At 53.6% G+C, this 16,655-nt stretch carries 18 protein-coding genes; 9 read left to right on the top strand and 9 right to left on the bottom strand.

Annotated features, from left to right (window positions below):
- Window positions 1-57: 57 nt before the first annotated feature.
- Genes proC through FCN51_RS19330 form a run of 3 tightly spaced genes read right to left on the bottom strand, consistent with a single transcriptional unit; the run spans window position 58 to window position 1,739 of the window.
- Window positions 58-879, bottom strand: a complete 822-nt coding sequence (gene proC, locus FCN51_RS19320) for a pyrroline-5-carboxylate reductase (protein ID WP_160256625.1) — start codon at window positions 877-879, stop codon at window positions 58-60.
- Window positions 879-1,379 (bottom strand): type III secretion system chaperone family protein, encoded by a 501-nt coding sequence (locus FCN51_RS19325; protein WP_003623320.1) that lies wholly within the window; start codon window positions 1,377-1,379, stop codon window positions 879-881. The genes proC and FCN51_RS19325 overlap by 1 nt, the downstream gene beginning before the upstream one ends.
- A 57-nt stretch (window positions 1,380-1,436) precedes the next feature.
- Window positions 1,437-1,739, bottom strand: coding sequence for an accessory factor UbiK family protein (locus tag FCN51_RS19330; RefSeq protein ID WP_026019353.1), 303 nt, complete (start codon window positions 1,737-1,739; stop codon window positions 1,437-1,439).
- 280 nt (window positions 1,740-2,019) lie between these two features.
- Between FCN51_RS19330 and FCN51_RS19335 the strand changes: the two genes are divergently transcribed.
- The gene (locus tag FCN51_RS19335; RefSeq protein WP_003623324.1) at window positions 2,020-2,190 is read left to right on the top strand and encodes a hypothetical protein; all 171 of its coding nucleotides are present in this window, start codon (window positions 2,020-2,022) and stop codon (window positions 2,188-2,190) included.
- Complete coding sequence (locus FCN51_RS19340) at window positions 2,187-3,101, top strand: DnaJ C-terminal domain-containing protein (protein WP_160256626.1); 915 nt, start codon at window positions 2,187-2,189, stop codon at window positions 3,099-3,101. The genes FCN51_RS19335 and FCN51_RS19340 overlap by 4 nt, the downstream gene beginning before the upstream one ends.
- Before the next feature lie 63 nt (window positions 3,102-3,164).
- Here FCN51_RS19340 and FCN51_RS19345 read toward each other — a convergent pair whose 3' ends face one another.
- Complete coding sequence (locus FCN51_RS19345; RefSeq protein ID WP_160256627.1) at window positions 3,165-3,581, bottom strand: hypothetical protein; 417 nt, start codon at window positions 3,579-3,581, stop codon at window positions 3,165-3,167.
- Window positions 3,582-3,747: 166 nt separating this feature from the next.
- Here FCN51_RS19345 and FCN51_RS19350 point away from each other — a divergent pair, with 166 nt between their 5' ends.
- Window positions 3,748-3,912 carry a hypothetical protein gene (locus tag FCN51_RS19350; protein WP_003623332.1) on the top strand — a complete coding sequence of 55 codons (165 nt, stop codon included), beginning with the start codon at window positions 3,748-3,750 and terminating at the stop codon, window positions 3,910-3,912.
- 31 nt (window positions 3,913-3,943) lie between these two features.
- Here the strand turns inward: FCN51_RS19350 and FCN51_RS19355 are convergent, their stop codons facing one another.
- The 5 genes from FCN51_RS19355 to FCN51_RS19375 form a co-directional block, all read right to left on the bottom strand.
- The gene (locus FCN51_RS19355) at window positions 3,944-4,696 is read right to left on the bottom strand and encodes a 2OG-Fe dioxygenase family protein (protein ID WP_003623333.1); all 753 of its coding nucleotides are present in this window, start codon (window positions 4,694-4,696) and stop codon (window positions 3,944-3,946) included.
- Complete coding sequence (locus tag FCN51_RS19360; protein ID WP_160256628.1) at window positions 4,689-7,322, bottom strand: mechanosensitive ion channel family protein; 2,634 nt, start codon at window positions 7,320-7,322, stop codon at window positions 4,689-4,691. The genes FCN51_RS19355 and FCN51_RS19360 overlap by 8 nt, the downstream gene beginning before the upstream one ends.
- Window positions 7,323-7,369: 47 nt before the next feature.
- Entirely contained in the window at window positions 7,370-7,999 is a 630-nt protein-coding gene (locus FCN51_RS19365; RefSeq protein WP_003630300.1) for an RDD family protein, read from the bottom strand.
- Window positions 8,000-8,055: 56 nt separating this feature from the next.
- Complete coding sequence (gene argJ, locus FCN51_RS19370; protein ID WP_160256629.1) at window positions 8,056-9,303, bottom strand: bifunctional glutamate N-acetyltransferase/amino-acid acetyltransferase ArgJ; 1,248 nt, start codon at window positions 9,301-9,303, stop codon at window positions 8,056-8,058.
- 74 nt (window positions 9,304-9,377) lie between these two features.
- Complete coding sequence (locus tag FCN51_RS19375; protein ID WP_080587098.1) at window positions 9,378-10,436, bottom strand: peptidylprolyl isomerase; 1,059 nt, start codon at window positions 10,434-10,436, stop codon at window positions 9,378-9,380.
- An 88-nt stretch (window positions 10,437-10,524) separates the two neighbouring features.
- On the opposite strand from FCN51_RS19375, the gene secA reads away from it, so the two are divergent.
- The 6 genes from secA to ybgC are packed head-to-tail and all read left to right on the top strand — an operon-like array spanning window position 10,525 to window position 16,641.
- Window positions 10,525-13,251 carry a preprotein translocase subunit SecA gene (gene secA, locus FCN51_RS19380; protein ID WP_160256630.1) on the top strand — a complete coding sequence of 909 codons (2,727 nt, stop codon included), beginning with the start codon at window positions 10,525-10,527 and terminating at the stop codon, window positions 13,249-13,251.
- A 39-nt stretch (window positions 13,252-13,290) separates the two neighbouring features.
- Complete coding sequence (locus FCN51_RS19385; RefSeq protein ID WP_160256631.1) at window positions 13,291-14,040, top strand: YebC/PmpR family DNA-binding transcriptional regulator; 750 nt, start codon at window positions 13,291-13,293, stop codon at window positions 14,038-14,040.
- A gap of 6 nt (window positions 14,041-14,046) precedes the next feature.
- Window positions 14,047-14,553 carry a crossover junction endodeoxyribonuclease RuvC gene (gene ruvC / locus FCN51_RS19390; RefSeq protein ID WP_003623340.1) on the top strand — a complete coding sequence of 169 codons (507 nt, stop codon included), beginning with the start codon at window positions 14,047-14,049 and terminating at the stop codon, window positions 14,551-14,553.
- Complete coding sequence (ruvA, locus tag FCN51_RS19395; RefSeq protein WP_003623341.1) at window positions 14,550-15,158, top strand: Holliday junction branch migration protein RuvA; 609 nt, start codon at window positions 14,550-14,552, stop codon at window positions 15,156-15,158. Before ruvC ends, ruvA begins: the two co-directional genes overlap by 4 nt.
- Window positions 15,155-16,231, top strand: a complete 1,077-nt coding sequence (gene ruvB / locus FCN51_RS19400) for a Holliday junction branch migration DNA helicase RuvB (RefSeq protein ID WP_014457605.1) — start codon at window positions 15,155-15,157, stop codon at window positions 16,229-16,231. The genes ruvA and ruvB overlap by 4 nt, the downstream gene beginning before the upstream one ends.
- Window positions 16,228-16,641, top strand: a complete 414-nt coding sequence (ybgC, locus tag FCN51_RS19405) for a tol-pal system-associated acyl-CoA thioesterase (RefSeq protein WP_003623343.1) — start codon at window positions 16,228-16,230, stop codon at window positions 16,639-16,641. Before ruvB ends, ybgC begins: the two co-directional genes overlap by 4 nt.
- Window positions 16,642-16,655: the final 14 nt, after the last annotated feature.

Genomic DNA, 16,655 nt, shown 5'->3' on the forward strand with positions numbered 1-16,655 from the left:
TTAAAAACCCGCGGGAGAAGAAAGAGAAAATATAATCAACAGTCATAAAGGCAAAAATCAGGATGCAAGTTCCTTGGCGCGCTTAACTGCAGCCGCAATGGCGCTTGAAACAGCGTGTGGCCATGCATCAGATGCCATCAGAACCTTCAGGGCCGCTTCTGTTGTGCCGCCGGGGCTTGTAACGTTCCGGCGTAATTCTGCCGCATCGGTGGGGAGCTGATGCAACATTTGCCCCGCTCCATAAATGGTGCCGCGCGCGAGCTCACGGGCTGTTTTGGCATCCAACCCTTGCTCCACGCCTGCCTGTTCCAGCAGTTCTGCCAGAAGGAAAACATAAGCGGGTCCGCTACCGGAAATGGCAGCTACGGAATCGATCAACCCTTCCTGTTCAACCCATACGGTTTTACCCACAGCGCTGAGGAGTTGATCACACTGCTTTTTCTGCTTTTCAGAGGCTTCGGGCGGTGCATAAAGCCCGCTCATACCAGCGCCCAGAGCAGAAGGCGTATTGGGCATGCTTCTGATGATCATTGGAGAAGCCGCTGCATTTCCTTCCCGGCAAGCTGCCAGCAGGCTGGCAATAGTGCGGCCAGCCATAACGGAAAGCAGTGTGCCGTTAGGGAAGCGCTGGGCCAGCTCTGCCAAAACGCCATTGGCTTTTTGGGGTTTGACAGCAACCAGAATAATATCGGGCTTAAAATCAGCTGGAATAGCATCAAGAGAGCGCACAACACGGTGAGGAGCAGGAAGCTCCGCAAGGTGCCGATCCATAACTACAGAAGGGGCTAGCCCGCGTGCCAACCAGCCTTCCAGCATGGCACCGCCCATTTTACCGCAACCAACCAAAAGAATGGAGGGCAGGAGGGGGGTGTTTGTCATTATGCTTCTCCCTGACAATCAATCATGGCTGTTGCGAGTGCTGTTTTGGCATCCAACCCTGCGTGTAGAAAAAAGCGGAAAGCAGGGTAAAAGCGTTCGCATTCAGCCAATGCAATATCAATCATGTCTTCAAATACATCGGTAACAGATGGCGTGCCGCGTAACAGCAACGCATGGCGAAAGAGCAAAACGCCATCTTCTGTATCCAGGCTAAAGTGCCCAACCCAGATCTGCTCATTCGCCAACCCGATCAGTTCGTACAGATCAGAATACTGCGTGGGTGCTGCCTTAAGATCGAACGCACAGGTAAACAGAATAGCGCCCAGTTCGGCAGACCATGAAAAGAACAATCCGTAATCACACCAGCGGGAAGGGGCTTCTGCCGCCATTTCTGTGGGTGTGCAGCGTTCGAATGTCCACCCATGTCCACCAATCACCTGCTCCATGAGGTCAAGCGGATTGGTGAGCATGGATGATGCTTCAGAGGTCAATGCTGGCATGGGGTTACTCCGTGCCTGCGGAAAGGCAGATAAAGAATATTAAGGGGAAGTAGTGCTTCAGTCCTGATGCTGATGCCCGTGTTCGTGCGTGTTATGGGCCAGCTTGTGTTCCAAAGCAGTTACGCGTTCTTCCAGCGCAGCAAGGCGGCGTTCGGCTTCTTCCTGGCCAATGCGGGCTTGGGCAGCCAGATCACGCATCACTTCAAATTCTTCGCGGCGCACAACCTGCAAGCCTGTCAGCACTTCATCTACGCGGCTGCGGACAATAGCATGGATTTCTTCGCGCACACCTGTAAGGGCGGAAAAAGCTCCACCGGCCACGCCGGCAAGATCATCAAAAAAGCGCGGTTTGTCAGCCATGACCGGTTTCTCCATCATTCTGGTTTGCGGCATAAATGTTAGCAAAGTGTGTTTATGCCGATATCTTACGTTCTGGGCTTTATAAAGAGTATGAGCGTCAGATGCCACGCCTTACTTTTAGCGGCTGCGGGATATATGGGTATCAGCCATTCATATGGTGCCGGGCATCCATTGACCGCGCCTGCGAGCGTTCCCATTATTATAAATAATGTAATGAAAAAGCTGAGGGCACGTGCATGCTCTTTTTATGCGGCCTTCAGGGATATGGAGAAAGTGATTTATGAACAATTTAACGGCGGAGGCATATCTTAAACCCCGCCTGGAAGCTTTTGTGAAAGAGGCAGAACAGGCCGGGTATTCGCGTGATGTGGTGATTGCTCTGCTTATGAGCCTGTTGGATACGGATAATTTTTCCGATTCCAGCCCAGCTAAGCAGGGAGGTGCTGCATGAGCGCGCGTGATCCATATGACGTGCTGGGTATTTCCAAAAGTGCCAGCCAAGATGACATTCGCAAGGCTTACCGCAAATTAGCCAAAAAATATCATCCGGACCTGAATCCGAATGACAAAAAAGCGGAAGAAGAATTCAAAGCCGTTAATCAGGCGAACGATCTGCTCTCAGATCCAGAAAAACGTGCGCGTTTTGACCGGGGTGAAATTGATGCCGCCGGGCAGGAGCGCCATCCCGGTTTTGGTGGTGGCGGTGGATTTAATGATTTTGGCGGTGGTGCCGGTGGCTTCCGCTACAGTGGCGGCCCTGGTGGAGCAAGCGGCTTTACTGAAGAAGATCTGAGTGATCTTTTCGGGGGCATGTTTGGCGGTGGCGCACGGGCGCGTCGTTCTGGCCCTCGCAAGGGGGAAGATCGGTCCTATACGCTCAAGGTCAGCTTTCTGGATGCGGTGAATGGTGGTAAATCCCGTATTACCTTGCCCCAAGGCAGCACACTTAATGTGACGATCCCTCCGGGGATAGAAGACGGCAAAGTGTTGCGCCTGCGTGGTAAAGGCGCACCAGGCGTGCAAGGCGGTCCAGACGGGGATGCGCTGATTACCGTTACCGTGATGCCTGACCCTACATACACGCGGGAAGGGAATGACCTGCGGGAAAATTTGGATGTAGACCTTAAAACCGCTGTGCTTGGTGGGGCTATTATGGTGCCAACCCCAACAGGAACGGTGAAGATGAACATACCTGCGGGGTCGGATACAGGCAGCGTATTGCGGTTACGCGGTAAAGGCGTGCAGGCGCATGGATCACGCCCAGCGGGTAATCTGTATGTGACGCTGCAAGTAAAAATCGGCAAGCCAGATGCCGCTTTGCAGGAGTTTCTGAAAAACTGGAAACCTGCAGAAGAAAAATAATTCAGGCCGATAAAATCTTTCCCCGCTCAGTTCTTTTGGGCGGGGAAAGGCGTGGAGTTTCAGTTATTCACCGTCATCGCGGTAAAGAGGAACTTCCATTTTATGTCCGTCTTTTTTAAGCAGCACCAGTTGGGCTGTATTTTCTGAAAGGCGAGTTAGCGTAGCGGTTACGTCTTCTTGCTGTCCTTCCCATACCGCATTGGATTTACGCGCTAGGGCAAAGTGGTTTTGCTTGACAACTTTGCTGATATTGTCTGGCACAACAACCAATAAACGTGCTGCAGGACCAACAGCGCGGTTACCCATAATGGTAATGGGTTCCATAACCATTGTGACAGCCCATTTACCCATAAAACTTGCAATGGAATAAGGCTGGGTCGGCGCAGCTTTTTCTGTTGCGGCAGGCTTATCCGGGGTTTGGGCGAACACGGGAGAGACAAGGAGGCTGGTGGCAAGCAGTGCCGAGGCAATCTGTTTCAAGTCTGAAACTCCAAATGAATTTCTTCTTATGTGAACCCCCGGCGGGGGTGGCGTCCACCCATTTTAGGACATGGGGCAAACCCATAGCTCTTGACGAAAAGGGTAATCGTAGCCAGATAAGTGCCACAGACAAACCAGCATTGCATAAAATGAAAAGGGCACAGGTATGAGTGAAGCAGAACGGCAAAACAGTGTAGTTTCTCCGGCTTCTGCAGCTTCTGCTTATGATACCATTTCTTTTAAAGAATGCTGCCAGATGGCAGGTGCCATGTTTTTTGTATTTGCCTGCCTGGCATTAGGCCTGCACGCTATTTATTATGCGGGATACTAATAAAAAGGCCGGATAAACCGGCCTTTTTCTTTTACTCGTGGCGAAGTGTCACAACCAATACATCACGATAAGCGGGTAAGGCGGGGTCTACAGCCTGCACAGGCGTTACTCCATGATACACGCGGCTATCGTTTACAAATGCGGTATCCAGAGGGTTGGTGAGTGTAAACCCACCCACGCGTTGGCGGTTAAGATCGTGAATGGATGTTTCCCCGCGCGCAATATTTTCTCTGCGGATCATCACAACACAGACCCAATCCACTCCATCCCGGTGCAGGCCTTCCGGCGTAGGCTGCCCGGCAGTATCTTTGCTGGCTTCAATGCGGAACTGATGAATTTCTGCATGCCATGCTGAAGGACGTTGCTTGGCAGGGGTCATATCCACTGCCAGCCGATGCATAAGCTTTAGAATGGACAACAAAGCTGGGTTATTGCCAATTTCTGGCAGCACAGGCTGAAACCAGCGTTCAATCCCTCCATTCAGTGTATTGTAATCTCGACTCTGATAATGGGGCTGATGAGGTTTGCGCAGGATTTCCTGATCAGAAAGTGAGAACGTGGCGTAGCGGCGGCGGCGATACCGTCCGCCATCCGCCATATATCGGTCACACCCCAGATCATTCCAGCTTGCGGCAAACTGATCCCAATCAGCTAACCCAAAACCTTGCAGAATGGGGCGCATGCTGGCCGCTTGCAGGAAGGCAAAGCCCTCCTGCGCTAGCGGTTTTTCAATACAATCAAGGGATATTGCACCCCCTGAAAGGTTCAGGCCGGTTTCAGGCATGTGGTGGTTCTTTTGCTGCAGGCGGTGCCTCTGGGGCAGAAGGTTTGGCTTCTTCCTGCGCCTGAGCTGCACGTTGGTTGATTTTTTCAAGCAGTTCCGGCGGCATTGTGTCCATTGCCAAATGGACCGGCGTGCCGGGCGGTGTGGTGGAGTAAGATGTTGGCGTGTAGAATTTTACACCCTGCGCTGCCATGCGGTTTGCAATACGGCGGTAAAACTCACGCTGTACTTTCCACTTCATCATAGGTGCGGTTTTGATGGAGCCCACCAGCACAGCACCGTTTCCGTCGGAACTATCAACACCCAGATCAACATAATCGGACAGGATGATGTTCTTGTAAGCATCTTCCTTGCGCATTTCCTGAACGGTGTCCTGCATGATCTTGGCAACGCGTTCGCTGCTTTCGGTCAGATCTACCGTCTGATGCACAATAACCTGGTTAAATCCACGTGCCGTATTGGCAATGGAGGTTACGGACGAGAAGGGAATGATGTGTAGGTCACCATCCACAGAGCGCACGCGCAATGTACGGATGGAAAGATGCTCAACAATACCGGCAATCCCTCCGGTGGTTACCCAATCCCCAACCTGAATGGCATCTTCCGCCAGCATGAAGAAGCCGGTGATAACGTCTTTAACCAAGCTCTGAGAACCAAAGGAAAGACCAACACCCAAAATACCGGCACCGGTTAGCAAGGGCGTGACGTTAATACCAATTTGGGAGAGCGTGGTAACCGCCACAAAGATGATGATAACGGCCAGCAGGACAGTGCGGATAATAGGCAGCACTGTACGCAGACGTGCCGCGCGCGCGGCCTGTGCGCTGGAGGTGTAACGGGTAATCTGTTTTTCCAGCAGACCGTTCACCACTTCCCACGCCACAGCGGCAACTGTCATGCCGATAAGCAGACAGATAGCTGCGCCAATCAGACGGCCACCAAGAGCGGAATCAAAGAAGAAGCGGAAGCTGGGGATGCTCCAGCTTTGAGCAAGGCAGACAATGGTAATGAAAATAATGGCAATGGTGATAATCCGGCGCACGAACGGATAATAGAAATCCGCTCGTTTTTGCATGCCCGGATAACTGGCTTCCAACGTGGGGCTGATGCGGAACAGCCTGTCCTGCAGGCCATATGCCAATAGGGCAATAACGCGGGAAAGCACCAAGCAGAGAAACGTCAGCAGTGTTCCACGCAGGATCCACTGATACCCGCCTTTAAGATGTGCGGCCCATACAAACCACAGCGCCATGTCCAGGAACATCACGGGTACCCACCACACATGCGCCAGCGTACCAGCAAAAGCCCATAGGGCATTTTTACGCATGTTGGGGGAGGGTTGCAGTGCCCGTGCCACAATATGGCGCAGGCGCCAGATAAAGGCAGCAATAATCAGATGCTGGATCAGCACCACAGCACGCTGCATGGCGTCCACACCGCGGGGGCTGAGGTCAAACTCACTTCCCAAGGTGGAAAGACAGATCACAATGGAAGGGGCTGCCACCAGCACGTTCCACCACCGTGTCAGCAAGTGTGCTGTTTCATCCGATGCAGGAATAAGCCGGATAGCAGGGGAACGTGGCGCCAATGTTGTTTCCACAACCAGATAAAGCCCACGCGCAATGGCATAAGCATTGATAAGGGTGAGGGAAACAGTGTGGGCTTGTGCTGTAGTGGTAAGGAATTCTGCACCCAGATAGCCGACAAGCAGGCACACCCCAACGGGCAGCAGCTTGATAAGAAAATGCAGTACATTATATGGCACCCGTACTAGGTAACGGAGCACTTCGGTGCCGCGCCGCTGGTCATTTTCACGCGTTTGCGTGGTATCCGCATCGTTTGCTGCTGCGGCATCGCTGCTATCGGCTGCTGCGGCAGTTTCGGCTGAGGCTTCCAGACGTTTTTCCCTGTTTTCTGCATGCTGCGTTACAGAGTTCAGCGGTTTGCGCATTGCAATGCTGGTGGCACGCTCCAACACGAGGGCGAGACCAATAATCAGTAGAGCGCGACTAAACGCATCAATCAGAGTTTGCCGAGAAGCCGGATTGCGGATTTCATTTTTGAACCACGGCCCAACAACACTTAAATCTTTGAAAAGGCTGGTGAAGTTGTTTAGGTAGCCATGAATAGAGCTTTGCAGCGTATCCAGTTCTGAATGGACATCGCTGTCTATCACAGCGTTATCGGCTTGTGGTTTAGCCGCAGCGGGCGCTGGAGCCGCTTTGGGTGTGGCGGCTGGTTGTGCAGCAGGTAAGCCCTTGGCCATGAGGGAAAGAGTTTTGGAAAACTGTTCCCGCTTCTGCGGATCGTTCAGAACGTTCAGTAACTGCTGAGCATCCTGTTGTGTCAGACCATTGGTTTGAGGAACCGCTGCTGCCGTATCTGCCCGCGCATGCGTAACAGGGAAAAGAAAACCCAATCCCAACGCAAATAGGCAAAAAAGACGACAAAGCCATGCAGCCAAAGAAGGCGACTGAGGCGGAGAGGGTGAAAAGGATAGACTCTGATCCGGGCTATTGGCCGCCATGGGGGCGCTGCATCCTTTGCTGAACGGGTAAGATAATAAGGGCGCGCAAAAAAGTGCCGCCCAATCTGCCTCTAGGGTAGGAGGCAAATTGGGCGGCATCAAGATGATGCGTGCTGATAGCAGTTGTTCAGGAAGGAGCGGGTCAGTTACCGGTGTGGTTGAAAGGGTGCAACTTGCTGCGTTTCTGCCCGAATAACCAACGTGCCGGCTATAAGGTCATGCAGCCCCTGCTTGCGCCGCGTAAACGCAACCATGATGACGCCGATATATAGCAGCGGGAAAGAGATAAAGGCCTTGATGACAAAGCGCAGAATAGCCTGTGCCAAACTGATCTGCCCACCTGAAAGTGTTACTACTTCCAGCCTGCATACCCGTTTACCGGGGGTGCCACGGAGGGAAGATGCCTCAAACAACACATAATAGATTGCCGGAATAAGAGCGAGCAGCAAGCTGGCAAGTGGCCAAGGACCTGTATGAATGTGCGGGATAAGAACCGAGATGTTTTCAGGCTGCACGAAGGAGGCAACATCCACCACATTCATGCTTTGCCCAGAGCCATCAATGGGGAGTTCCTGCCAATCTACAGTGACATTGGGCGCAACAAAAAAGCCCAGAACGGTTTCTATGGCTCCAAGGATAATGCCATCAATCAGAAAGGCCCATACCCGCCACCAGAAGCCAGCATAAATCCATACAGGAGCGGGTGTGCCGGGCTGCATTCCATAAAAATCGCCAGAAGGTGCCCCCCAGCCGGGAGGCGGTGCCGAATTGGACATAAGAACCTGCTCCGCAGGAAAGATAAGTAAATAAGCAGTGGGGCAGAAAGTGGTGTTTAACTGCGGTAAGACCCGTTGATATCAATATAGCCGTGGGTCAGATCACAACTCCAGGCCTGAGCAGTGCCTGCGCCAAGGCCGAGATCAACAGCAATGTCGATTTCCTGCCCTTTCATATGCGCCACCACAGGGGTTTCATCATACCCATCCACAACGGTGCCGTTACGGGCAATGCATACACCGCCAATAGAAACAGAAAGCGTATCGCGGTCTGCGGGTTCCCCACATTTGCCAACAGCCATAACAACACGGCCCCAATTGGCATCTTCTCCCGCTACGGCAGTTTTCACCAGTGGGGAATTGCCAATAGCCATAGCCACGCGCCATGCTGATTGATCGGAAACAGCACCGCTGACCTTAATGCTCATCAGCTTGGTAATGCCTTCACCATCCCGAATGACCAGCAGGGCAAGATCGTGCAGAACGGCGTTCAACGCAGTGCGGAAATCAGCCAGTTCCGGGTCTGCCAGAGCATCTGTGGTGGCGGTAATGTCCGGATTCTGCGCCGCTCCGGTAGCAAATAGCAGCACCATGTCGGAGGTTGAGGTATCCGAGTCCACTGTAATGCAATTGAAGGTTTTCTGGATACCAGCGCTCAACAGGGCCTGTAGCACCGGAGCAGGTAGTTTGGCATCCGTTGCCACAAAGGCAAGCATGGTGGCCATGTCTGGCGCAATCATGCCACTACCTTTGGCAATGCCCTGAATAATAACTTCCGTGCCTTTAATGGTGGCTTTACGGACAGCAGCTTTAGGGAAGGTATCCGTAGTCATGATTCCGCGTGCGGCATCTTCCCATCCGGTTTCAGAAAGGGCGGTATGCAGCGCGGGGAGGGCAGAGGTAATGCGCTCGGCGGGCAGGATTTCCCCAATGACGCCGGTAGAAGCCAAATAAACATTTTCGGCAGAGCAATCGGCCAGTCTGGCAGTTGCTTCTGCTGTGGCTTCGCATGTTTTGCGTCCGGCTTGGCCGGTAAATACGTTGGCGTTCCCGGCGTTTACAACTAGTGCACGGGCTTCGCCTTTGGGTAGAATAGCGCGGCACCAGTCTACAGGTGCGCCGGGGCATTTGGATTTGGTAAATACGCCCGCCACTGTGGTGCCGGGGGCCATTTCTGCCAGAACCAGATCTGTGCGGCCCTTATAACGAATACCAGCTGCAATAGCGCCAAGGCGAATCCCACGCACAACACCAAGTTCCGGCATTGGCAGGGCCAGGGGGGAAACGGGGATTGTCTGCGCCATCTGGCGGTATCCTTAAGGGTATCTGAGCAAAAACCTCGCCCTAAATAAGGGGCGAGGTTTGCGGTTTAATGGTCTTATTTCTGAGGTGCAGCGGCAGGTGCAGGCGCATCAGCCAGCGGCTTGCCGGTGTTGGGGTCAAAACGTACGATCTTGACCTGATTGGTGGCTTTATCCACGGCTTCACGCACATATTTCTGGATAAGAGCCTGACGGATTTTGTCACGCACTGCGTCCAGTGTGGGAACCGGGTCTGTACGTGTGTCCAGCACCTGAATGACATGGTAGCCATACTGGCTTTTCACCGGAGTGCTGCTGATTTCGCCCTTTTTCATGGCGAAGGCGGCATCGGAGAAGGCCGGGATCATGTCTGTTTTCTTGAACCAGCCCAGATCACCACCGTTCTGCTGGGCGCTGCCCTTATCGGTAGAAACTTGAGCAGCCAGTTTACCAAAATCTGCGCCAGCCTTCAGCTTCTTGATTACATCATTCGCTTCGGCTTCGGTTTTCACCAGAATATGGCGGGCATGCACTTCTTTTTCAGCCGGCTTGCCTGCGTAGTTCTGATCATAATACTGCTTAACGGCATCATCAGTCAGATGCGGCATAACCTGCTCAGACAACCACGCATTTTGCAATGCGGTGTTGGATGCGTTCACCATCATCTGCTGGGTTTCAGGCTTTTTATCCAAGCCTTCTTTCTGGGCTGTAATCAGAATGGCTTTCTGATCTGCCAACTGGTTGACCAGCATGGGGAAAATCAGGTTCGGGGGTAGCTGGCGCATCTGCGGCGGCAGAGAGATCATGGCCGTCTGCACATCAGACAGCGTGATTTTTTCACCATTCACGGTGGCTACCACGGCGTTGGGGTCTGCTGGCTTTGCAGGTGCGGCCGCTGCTGCGGGGGCCGGGTCTGCTGCAAAAGAGGGCGTGCAAAGGGTGGTAGTAGCAAAAAGAGCTGCTGCTGCCAGTCCAAACGCGTGGGGAATAAGCCGCATGTGTATTAAAACCTTTAAAGCCATTAAAACCTGTTTATCCTGTATGAAGGAGGGCTTTCCACCCGGCAACCCCTGTTTCAATCCTGCTTCCACCGGTACGGTTGGTTGACCGCAACCCGCCCCGGTCCTATTTTGCACGGCAAGCCAGCCATGCCAGTGTCCCTTGCTGCATTACCATTTGGGGTAGTGCAGGGGTAAGGGGCCGCATTGTTCCGGAAAGGTGTTCATGCTTTCACGCTTTGTCCGCGCCCTGTTCGGCACCGCCAACGACCGGACGCTTAAGATATTTCAACGCCGGGTGCCGGAGATCAACGCGCTTGAACCACAGGTGCAGGCGTTGGATGATACCGCCCTTTCTGGCAAAACGCAGGAATTCCGAGACCGGATCGCCAAGGGCGAAAGTCTGGATGATTTGCTGCCCGAAGCTTTTGCTGTGTGCCGTGAGGCCTCACGCAGGGTGTTGGGGATGCGGCATTTTGACGTGCAGCTGATTGGCGGCATGGTGCTTCATTCTGGCCGCATTGCAGAAATGCGCACCGGGGAAGGTAAAACCCTGGTGGCTACGCTGGCTGTGTATCTCAGCGCGTTGGCAGGCAAGGGCGTGCATGTTGTTACTGTGAATGACTATCTTGCAGCACGTGACGCTGCAGAGATGGGGCGGCTTTACAGTTTTCTGGGCCTGACAACGGGCGTGATTGTGCCCAACATGCCTGATGATGCGCGCCGTCAGGCTTATGCGTCTGATATTACGTACGGCACGAACAACGAATTCGGCTTCGATTATCTGCGTGATAATATGAAGTACCAGTTGGGCGAAATGGTGCAGCGCCCCTTCTACCACGCGATTGTGGATGAAGTGGATTCGATCCTGATTGACGAAGCTCGTACTCCACTGATTATCTCCGGCCCGGCAGAAGATAGCTCAGACCTGTACCGCGCAGTGGATGCCGTGGTTGCTCAGCTTGTGCAGGATCCGACAACCTTTGAAAAAGATGAAAAGTTCCGTACGGTTATTCTGACTGATGCCGGATCTGACCATGTAGAAAACCTGCTGCGTCAGGCAGGTGTGCTGGATGAGGGTGGTCTTTACGATCTGCAGCATGTGGCTGTGGTACACCACGTTCAGCAGTCCTTGCGTGCGCATACGCTGTTCTCGCGGGATGTGGATTACATCGTGCGTGATGGCAAAGTGGTGATTATTGACGAATTCACCGGGCGCATGATGGAAGGCCGCCGGTATTCCGATGGTCTGCATCAGGCGCTGGAAGCCAAAGAGCACGTGGAAGTTCAGCAGGAAAACCAGACGCTAGCTTCCATCACCTTCCAGAACTATTTCCGCCTTTATCCCAAGCTTTCCGGCATGACCGGCACCGCCATGACAGAGGCGGATGAGTTTGCAGAAATCTACAATCTGGATGTGGTGGCCATTCCTACCAACCGTCCGGTTGCCCGTAAGGATGAAGACGACGAGATCTATCTGACAGAGCAGGAAAAGTTTGCTGCTGTTGTCAAACTTATCCGGGATGTGCACGAACGCGGCCAGCCGATTCTGGTGGGCACCACGTCTATTGAAAAAAGTGAAGCGCTTTCAGATCTACTTAAGCGTGAAGCAATTCCACATAACGTGTTGAACGCGCGTTTCCATGAAATGGAAGCAAAGATTGTGGCGCAGGCGGGTGCACCGGGTGCCATCACTATTGCCACCAACATGGCTGGTCGAGGCACGGATATTAAGCTCGGCGGCAACGTGGAAATGCTGATCTCCCAGACCTTGGGGGATATGGAAGAGTCTCCAGAGCGTGACGCGGCAGAAAAAGAAATTCGTGATCGCGTTGCGCGGGATCATGACATCGTGCAGCAAGCAGGTGGCTTGTACGTTGTCGGCACGGAACGGCATGAAAGCCGCCGTATTGATAACCAGCTGCGTGGCCGTGCAGGCCGTCAGGGTGACCCCGGTAATTCCAAATTCTTTATCTCGCTTCAGGATGACCTGATGCGTATTTTCGGGTCAGACCGCATGAGCGGGATGTTCCAGAAAATGGGCATGAAAGAAGGCGAGGCCATTGTTCATCCATGGTTGAGCAAGGCGCTGGAACGGGCGCAGAGAAAAGTCGAAGCCCGCAACTTCGATATGCGCAAGAACACGCTCAAATATGATGACGTGATGAACGACCAGCGTAAGGAAGTGTATGCCCAGCGCCGTGAATTCATGGCGACTGAGGATGTCTCTTCCATTGTGATGGAAGCGCAGGAAGACGTCATTGATGCAATGGTTGCGCGCCGTATCCCGGAAAAATCCTTTGCGGAACAGTGGGATGTGGCCGGGCTGATGGAAGACGTGCAGAAAACTTTTGGCTTGGATCTGCCTATAGCAGCTTGGGCCAAGGAAGATGGTATGGATGCCGAGGCTGTGGCTGACCGGATCAGCCAGGCTGCCACGCAGGCGCAGGCTGCCCGAGCCGCCAATATTGGCCCGGATCTGATGCGCTTTATTGAAAAGCAGATTCTGCTGACAACATATGACGCCGTGTGGAAAGAGCATCTGCATGCGTTGGATCAGTTGCGGCAGGGCATTGGCCTACGTGCTTATGGCCAGAAAGATCCGCTGAACGAATATAAGCACGAAGCCTTCCAGCTCTTTACATTCATGTTGGAAGAAATGCGCCAGCGTGTGGTGGGGCTGATGGCACGGGTGGAAGTGACACCCCCGCCAGCAGCGGCTGATCCGTTTGCCGATACGGCAGAAATTCATGCTGACCCGGAAGTGCAGGGATATGCATCGGAACCGGGGCCGGGCCTTTCACCCGGTGCATCGCCGGAAATGGCCACGCCTATCGGTGGCAGTGCCATTATGCCGGATGATCCTTCAAGCTGGGGTGAAACACCTCGTAACGCGCCCTGCCCATGTGGCTCGGGCCAGAAATACAAGCATTGTCATGGGCGGCTTGTCTAAAGCCTGCCCGGCACTGTTGCAGACGACAAGGTAAGGAAGATGGCTGGTCATTCCCAGTTTAAGAACATTATGCACCGTAAGGGTGCACAGGATGCAAAACGCTCCAAGCAGTTCGGTAAGGTTATTCGTGAACTTACGGTAGCAACGCGTTCGGGCTTGCCTGATCCGGCAGCTAACCCACGCCTGCGTGCAGCCATTTCTGCCGCGCGTGAAGTGAACATGCCCAAAGACACCATTGAGCGCGCCATTAAAAAAGCATCTGGCGCAGCGGGTGGTGATGATTATGTGGAAGTGCGGTACGAGGGTTACGGCCCTGCCGGTGTAGCCGTTATTGTTGAAGGGCTGACCGATAACCGTAACCGTACTGCATCAGACGTGCGTGCAGCATTTTCCAAGCACGGGGGCTCTATGGGGGAAACCAATTCCGTTTCCTTCATGTTCCGCCGCTTGGGTGTGATTACATATCCGGCTTCTGTTGCTTCTGAAGATGAAATGCTGGAAGCCGCTATTAAAGCCGGTGCAGAAAACGTTGTCTCCACCGAAACATCACATGAAGTAACGTGTGAAGTGGAATCCTTTTTTGCAGTGAAGGATGCGCTGGAAGCACGCTTTGGTGAGCCGGAAAGTGCCAAGCTGGACTGGCGCCCCGAAAACACCGTAACGCTGGACGAAGACAAAGCACGCACCCTGTTCAAGCTGCTTGATACGCTTGAAGACCACGATGATGTGCAGAATGTGTACGCCAATTTTGACCTGCCGGATGATCTGGCCGAAAAACTTTCGGCATAAATCATAATGGTACGTCTGCTCGGCATTGATCCCGGCCTGCGATTTACAGGGTGGGGCGTGATTGATGTCGAGGGCAATCGGCTCCGGCATGTTGAAAATGGCGTTATTGCAACCAATAGCGCTGATAGCGTGCCAGACCGCTTAAAGGTGCTGCATGATAACCTGCTGATGCTGATAGACAGGTTGGCGCCACAAGAATCTGCTGTTGAAGAAACTTACGTAAACCGTAATGGTTCGGCCACTCTTAAGCTGGGTTATGCGCGAGGCGTGGCGTTGCTTGTGCCCGCATTGGCTGGGGTGAGTGTGGCGGAATACGGTGCGCTTTCTGTTAAAAAATCGGTTGTTGGCACCGGATCAGCAGATAAAAAACAGGTGGAAATGATGGTGCGGCGGCTTTTGCCCGGAGCAGAAATTATCCGTGCAGATGCGTCGGATGCGCTGGCGGTTGCTATTTGCCACGCGCATCATCGTGCCAGTGCACGCCATATTGCAGCCGGGGTAAGAATGGCATGATTGCGTTTTTATGCGGATTGGTCATTCAGGTTGATCTGGGAAGCTGCGTTATAGACGTAAACGGTGTGGGCTATCTTGTTGCAGCCTCTACACGCACTTTGGCGGCTTTGCCGAACCCACCAGAAAAAGCTCGGCTTCTGATAGAAACCGTTGTGCGCGAAGATGCCATTCTTCTGTACGGTTTTATGGAAAGTGCAGAGCGTGAATGGTTCCGGCTGCTAACAAGCGTGCAGGGGGTAGGGGCAAAGGTTGCTCTTGGTATCCTTTCCACTCTGTCACCGGGAGAATTGGTGGCCGCGCTGATGACATCAGACAAAGCCAGTCTCACACGTGCGCCGGGTGTAGGCGGTAGGTTGGCAGAACGGATTCTGACAGAGCTGCGTGATAAAGCCGGCAAAATGCCCGGTGGTGGTGGCGGTATTACCATTCCGGCCATGGCAACACCTGCTGGCAGTATAGAAGCAGATGCGCTTATGGCGCTGGCTGGTTTGGGTTTCCGCCGGGCAGAAGCAGCGCCTGTGGTGCGCAAAGTCATGGATGCACATGGGGCGGCTGCCACACTGGATTTGGTGATTCGTGACAGCCTGAAAGACCTTGCCCGATGAGTGCGGAGTTTACGCCTGATCGGGAAATTGATGCGGCACGGCGGGAGGAAGATGTTGGTGAATCCACACTTCGCCCGCAAACTCTGCATGATTTTACGGGCCAGAAGGCCAGCCGGGAAAACCTTTCCATCTTTATCAAGGCAGCCAAACAGCGTGGTGATGCCTTGGATCATGTTTTGCTGCATGGGCCACCGGGGTTGGGGAAAACAACCTTGGCCCAGATTGTTGCGCGCGAACTAGGTGTAGGTTTTCGGGCCACATCTGGCCCCGTTATCCAGCGTGCGGGTGATCTGGCAGCTATTCTTACCAATCTACAGCCGCGTGATGTGCTGTTTATTGATGAAATTCACCGCCTTCAGCCCGCCATTGAGGAAATTCTCTATCCTGCGATGGAAGATTTCCAACTTGATCTGATCATTGGTGAAGGTCCTGCTGCACGGTCTGTTCGCATAGATCTGCCGCCGTTTACGCTTGTGGCTGCCACCACGAGGGCAGGGCTTTTGGCCACACCGTTGCGGGACAGGTTTGGTATTCCCCTCCGGCTGGTTTTTTATACACCAGAAGAGCTGTGTAAAATTGTGGCCCGTGGTGCAGAAAAGCTGGATTTTGCCCTAACTCTAGGTGGCGCAATGGAAATTGCCCGCCGTTCCCGCGGCACACCCCGTATTGCCGGGCGGCTGTTGCGTCGGGTGCGGGATTTTGCATCTGTAACCGTGCCTGCCGGAGTGCCGGTAGAAGCAGAAGTGGCAGATGCTGCACTCAAGCGGCTAGAGGTGGATGCGCTTGGGCTGGATGCCATGGATAGGCGTTACCTGCGGCGGATTGCCGAATATCATCATGGCGGCCCGGTTGGGGTGGAAACGCTGGCGGCAGCTCTGGCCGAATCGCGCGATACATTGGAAGATGTGATTGAGCCTTACCTGATTCAGGAAGGTCTGGTTTTGCGTACCACGCGCGGTCGTGTTCTTGGTGAACGTGGCTGGCGGCATTTGGGGCTTACCCCTCCGGCTTCTGCTACCGGGGGCAACCAGCAGATGGATTTCCTTGCAGGCGAGGATGAGGGGGAAGAATGACCACCCACTCCATAGATTTTAGAATCTATTACGAAGATACAGATGCAGGCGGCATTGTGTACCACGCACGGTATCTGGCGTTTGCAGAACGTGCGCGTACCGAGGCGATTCGGAGCTTGGGTATGCCAGCATCAAGTTTGCAGGAAGAATATGGGCTTGTTTTTGTGGTGCGTGATGCCCGCCTTGCCTACAAAATGCCCCTGAAACTGGATGATATTGTAACGGTTACCACCCGTTTGATTGACCTGAGAGCAGCCAGTTGCCGCTTGGATCAGCTATGCACCCGCGGTGATGATATATGCGCTCAGGTTGAGGTTGGTCTGGCCTGCGTGAAAGTATCAGATGGGCGTCCTGCCCGATTTCCGCCGTTATGGCGTGATTTGTTGCAGAAATTGGCACCAAAGGGATGAAAGCGCCTCTTCTG

Origin of the sequence: Acetobacter pasteurianus (assembly GCF_009914215.2) — a bacterium.
Classification (GTDB): domain Bacteria; phylum Pseudomonadota; class Alphaproteobacteria; order Acetobacterales; family Acetobacteraceae; genus Acetobacter; species Acetobacter pasteurianus.

What these genes read in the sequence shown, in the direction of transcription:
- proC (WP_160256625.1), bottom strand. Translation starts at nt 879, where the DNA reads ATGACAAACACCCCCCTCCTGCCCTCCATTCTTTTGGTTGGTTGCGGT.
- FCN51_RS19325 (WP_003623320.1), bottom strand. Translation starts at nt 1,379, where the DNA reads ATGCCAGCATTGACCTCTGAAGCATCATCCATGCTCACCAATCCGCTT.
- FCN51_RS19330 (WP_026019353.1), bottom strand. Translation starts at nt 1,739, where the DNA reads ATGGCTGACAAACCGCGCTTTTTTGATGATCTTGCCGGCGTGGCCGGT.
- FCN51_RS19335 (WP_003623324.1), top strand. Translation starts at nt 2,020, where the DNA reads ATGAACAATTTAACGGCGGAGGCATATCTTAAACCCCGCCTGGAAGCT.
- FCN51_RS19340 (WP_160256626.1), top strand. Translation starts at nt 2,187, where the DNA reads ATGAGCGCGCGTGATCCATATGACGTGCTGGGTATTTCCAAAAGTGCC.
- FCN51_RS19350 (WP_003623332.1), top strand. Translation starts at nt 3,748, where the DNA reads ATGAGTGAAGCAGAACGGCAAAACAGTGTAGTTTCTCCGGCTTCTGCA.
- FCN51_RS19355 (WP_003623333.1), bottom strand. Translation starts at nt 4,696, where the DNA reads ATGCCTGAAACCGGCCTGAACCTTTCAGGGGGTGCAATATCCCTTGAT.
- FCN51_RS19360 (WP_160256628.1), bottom strand. Translation starts at nt 7,322, where the DNA reads ATGCCGCCCAATTTGCCTCCTACCCTAGAGGCAGATTGGGCGGCACTT.
- FCN51_RS19365 (WP_003630300.1), bottom strand. Translation starts at nt 7,999, where the DNA reads ATGTCCAATTCGGCACCGCCTCCCGGCTGGGGGGCACCTTCTGGCGAT.
- argJ (WP_160256629.1), bottom strand. Translation starts at nt 9,303, where the DNA reads ATGGCGCAGACAATCCCCGTTTCCCCCCTGGCCCTGCCAATGCCGGAA.
- secA (WP_160256630.1), top strand. Translation starts at nt 10,525, where the DNA reads ATGCTTTCACGCTTTGTCCGCGCCCTGTTCGGCACCGCCAACGACCGG.
- FCN51_RS19385 (WP_160256631.1), top strand. Translation starts at nt 13,291, where the DNA reads ATGGCTGGTCATTCCCAGTTTAAGAACATTATGCACCGTAAGGGTGCA.
- ruvC (WP_003623340.1), top strand. Translation starts at nt 14,047, where the DNA reads ATGGTACGTCTGCTCGGCATTGATCCCGGCCTGCGATTTACAGGGTGG.
- ruvA (WP_003623341.1), top strand. Translation starts at nt 14,550, where the DNA reads ATGATTGCGTTTTTATGCGGATTGGTCATTCAGGTTGATCTGGGAAGC.
- ruvB (WP_014457605.1), top strand. Translation starts at nt 15,155, where the DNA reads ATGAGTGCGGAGTTTACGCCTGATCGGGAAATTGATGCGGCACGGCGG.
- ybgC (WP_003623343.1), top strand. Translation starts at nt 16,228, where the DNA reads ATGACCACCCACTCCATAGATTTTAGAATCTATTACGAAGATACAGAT.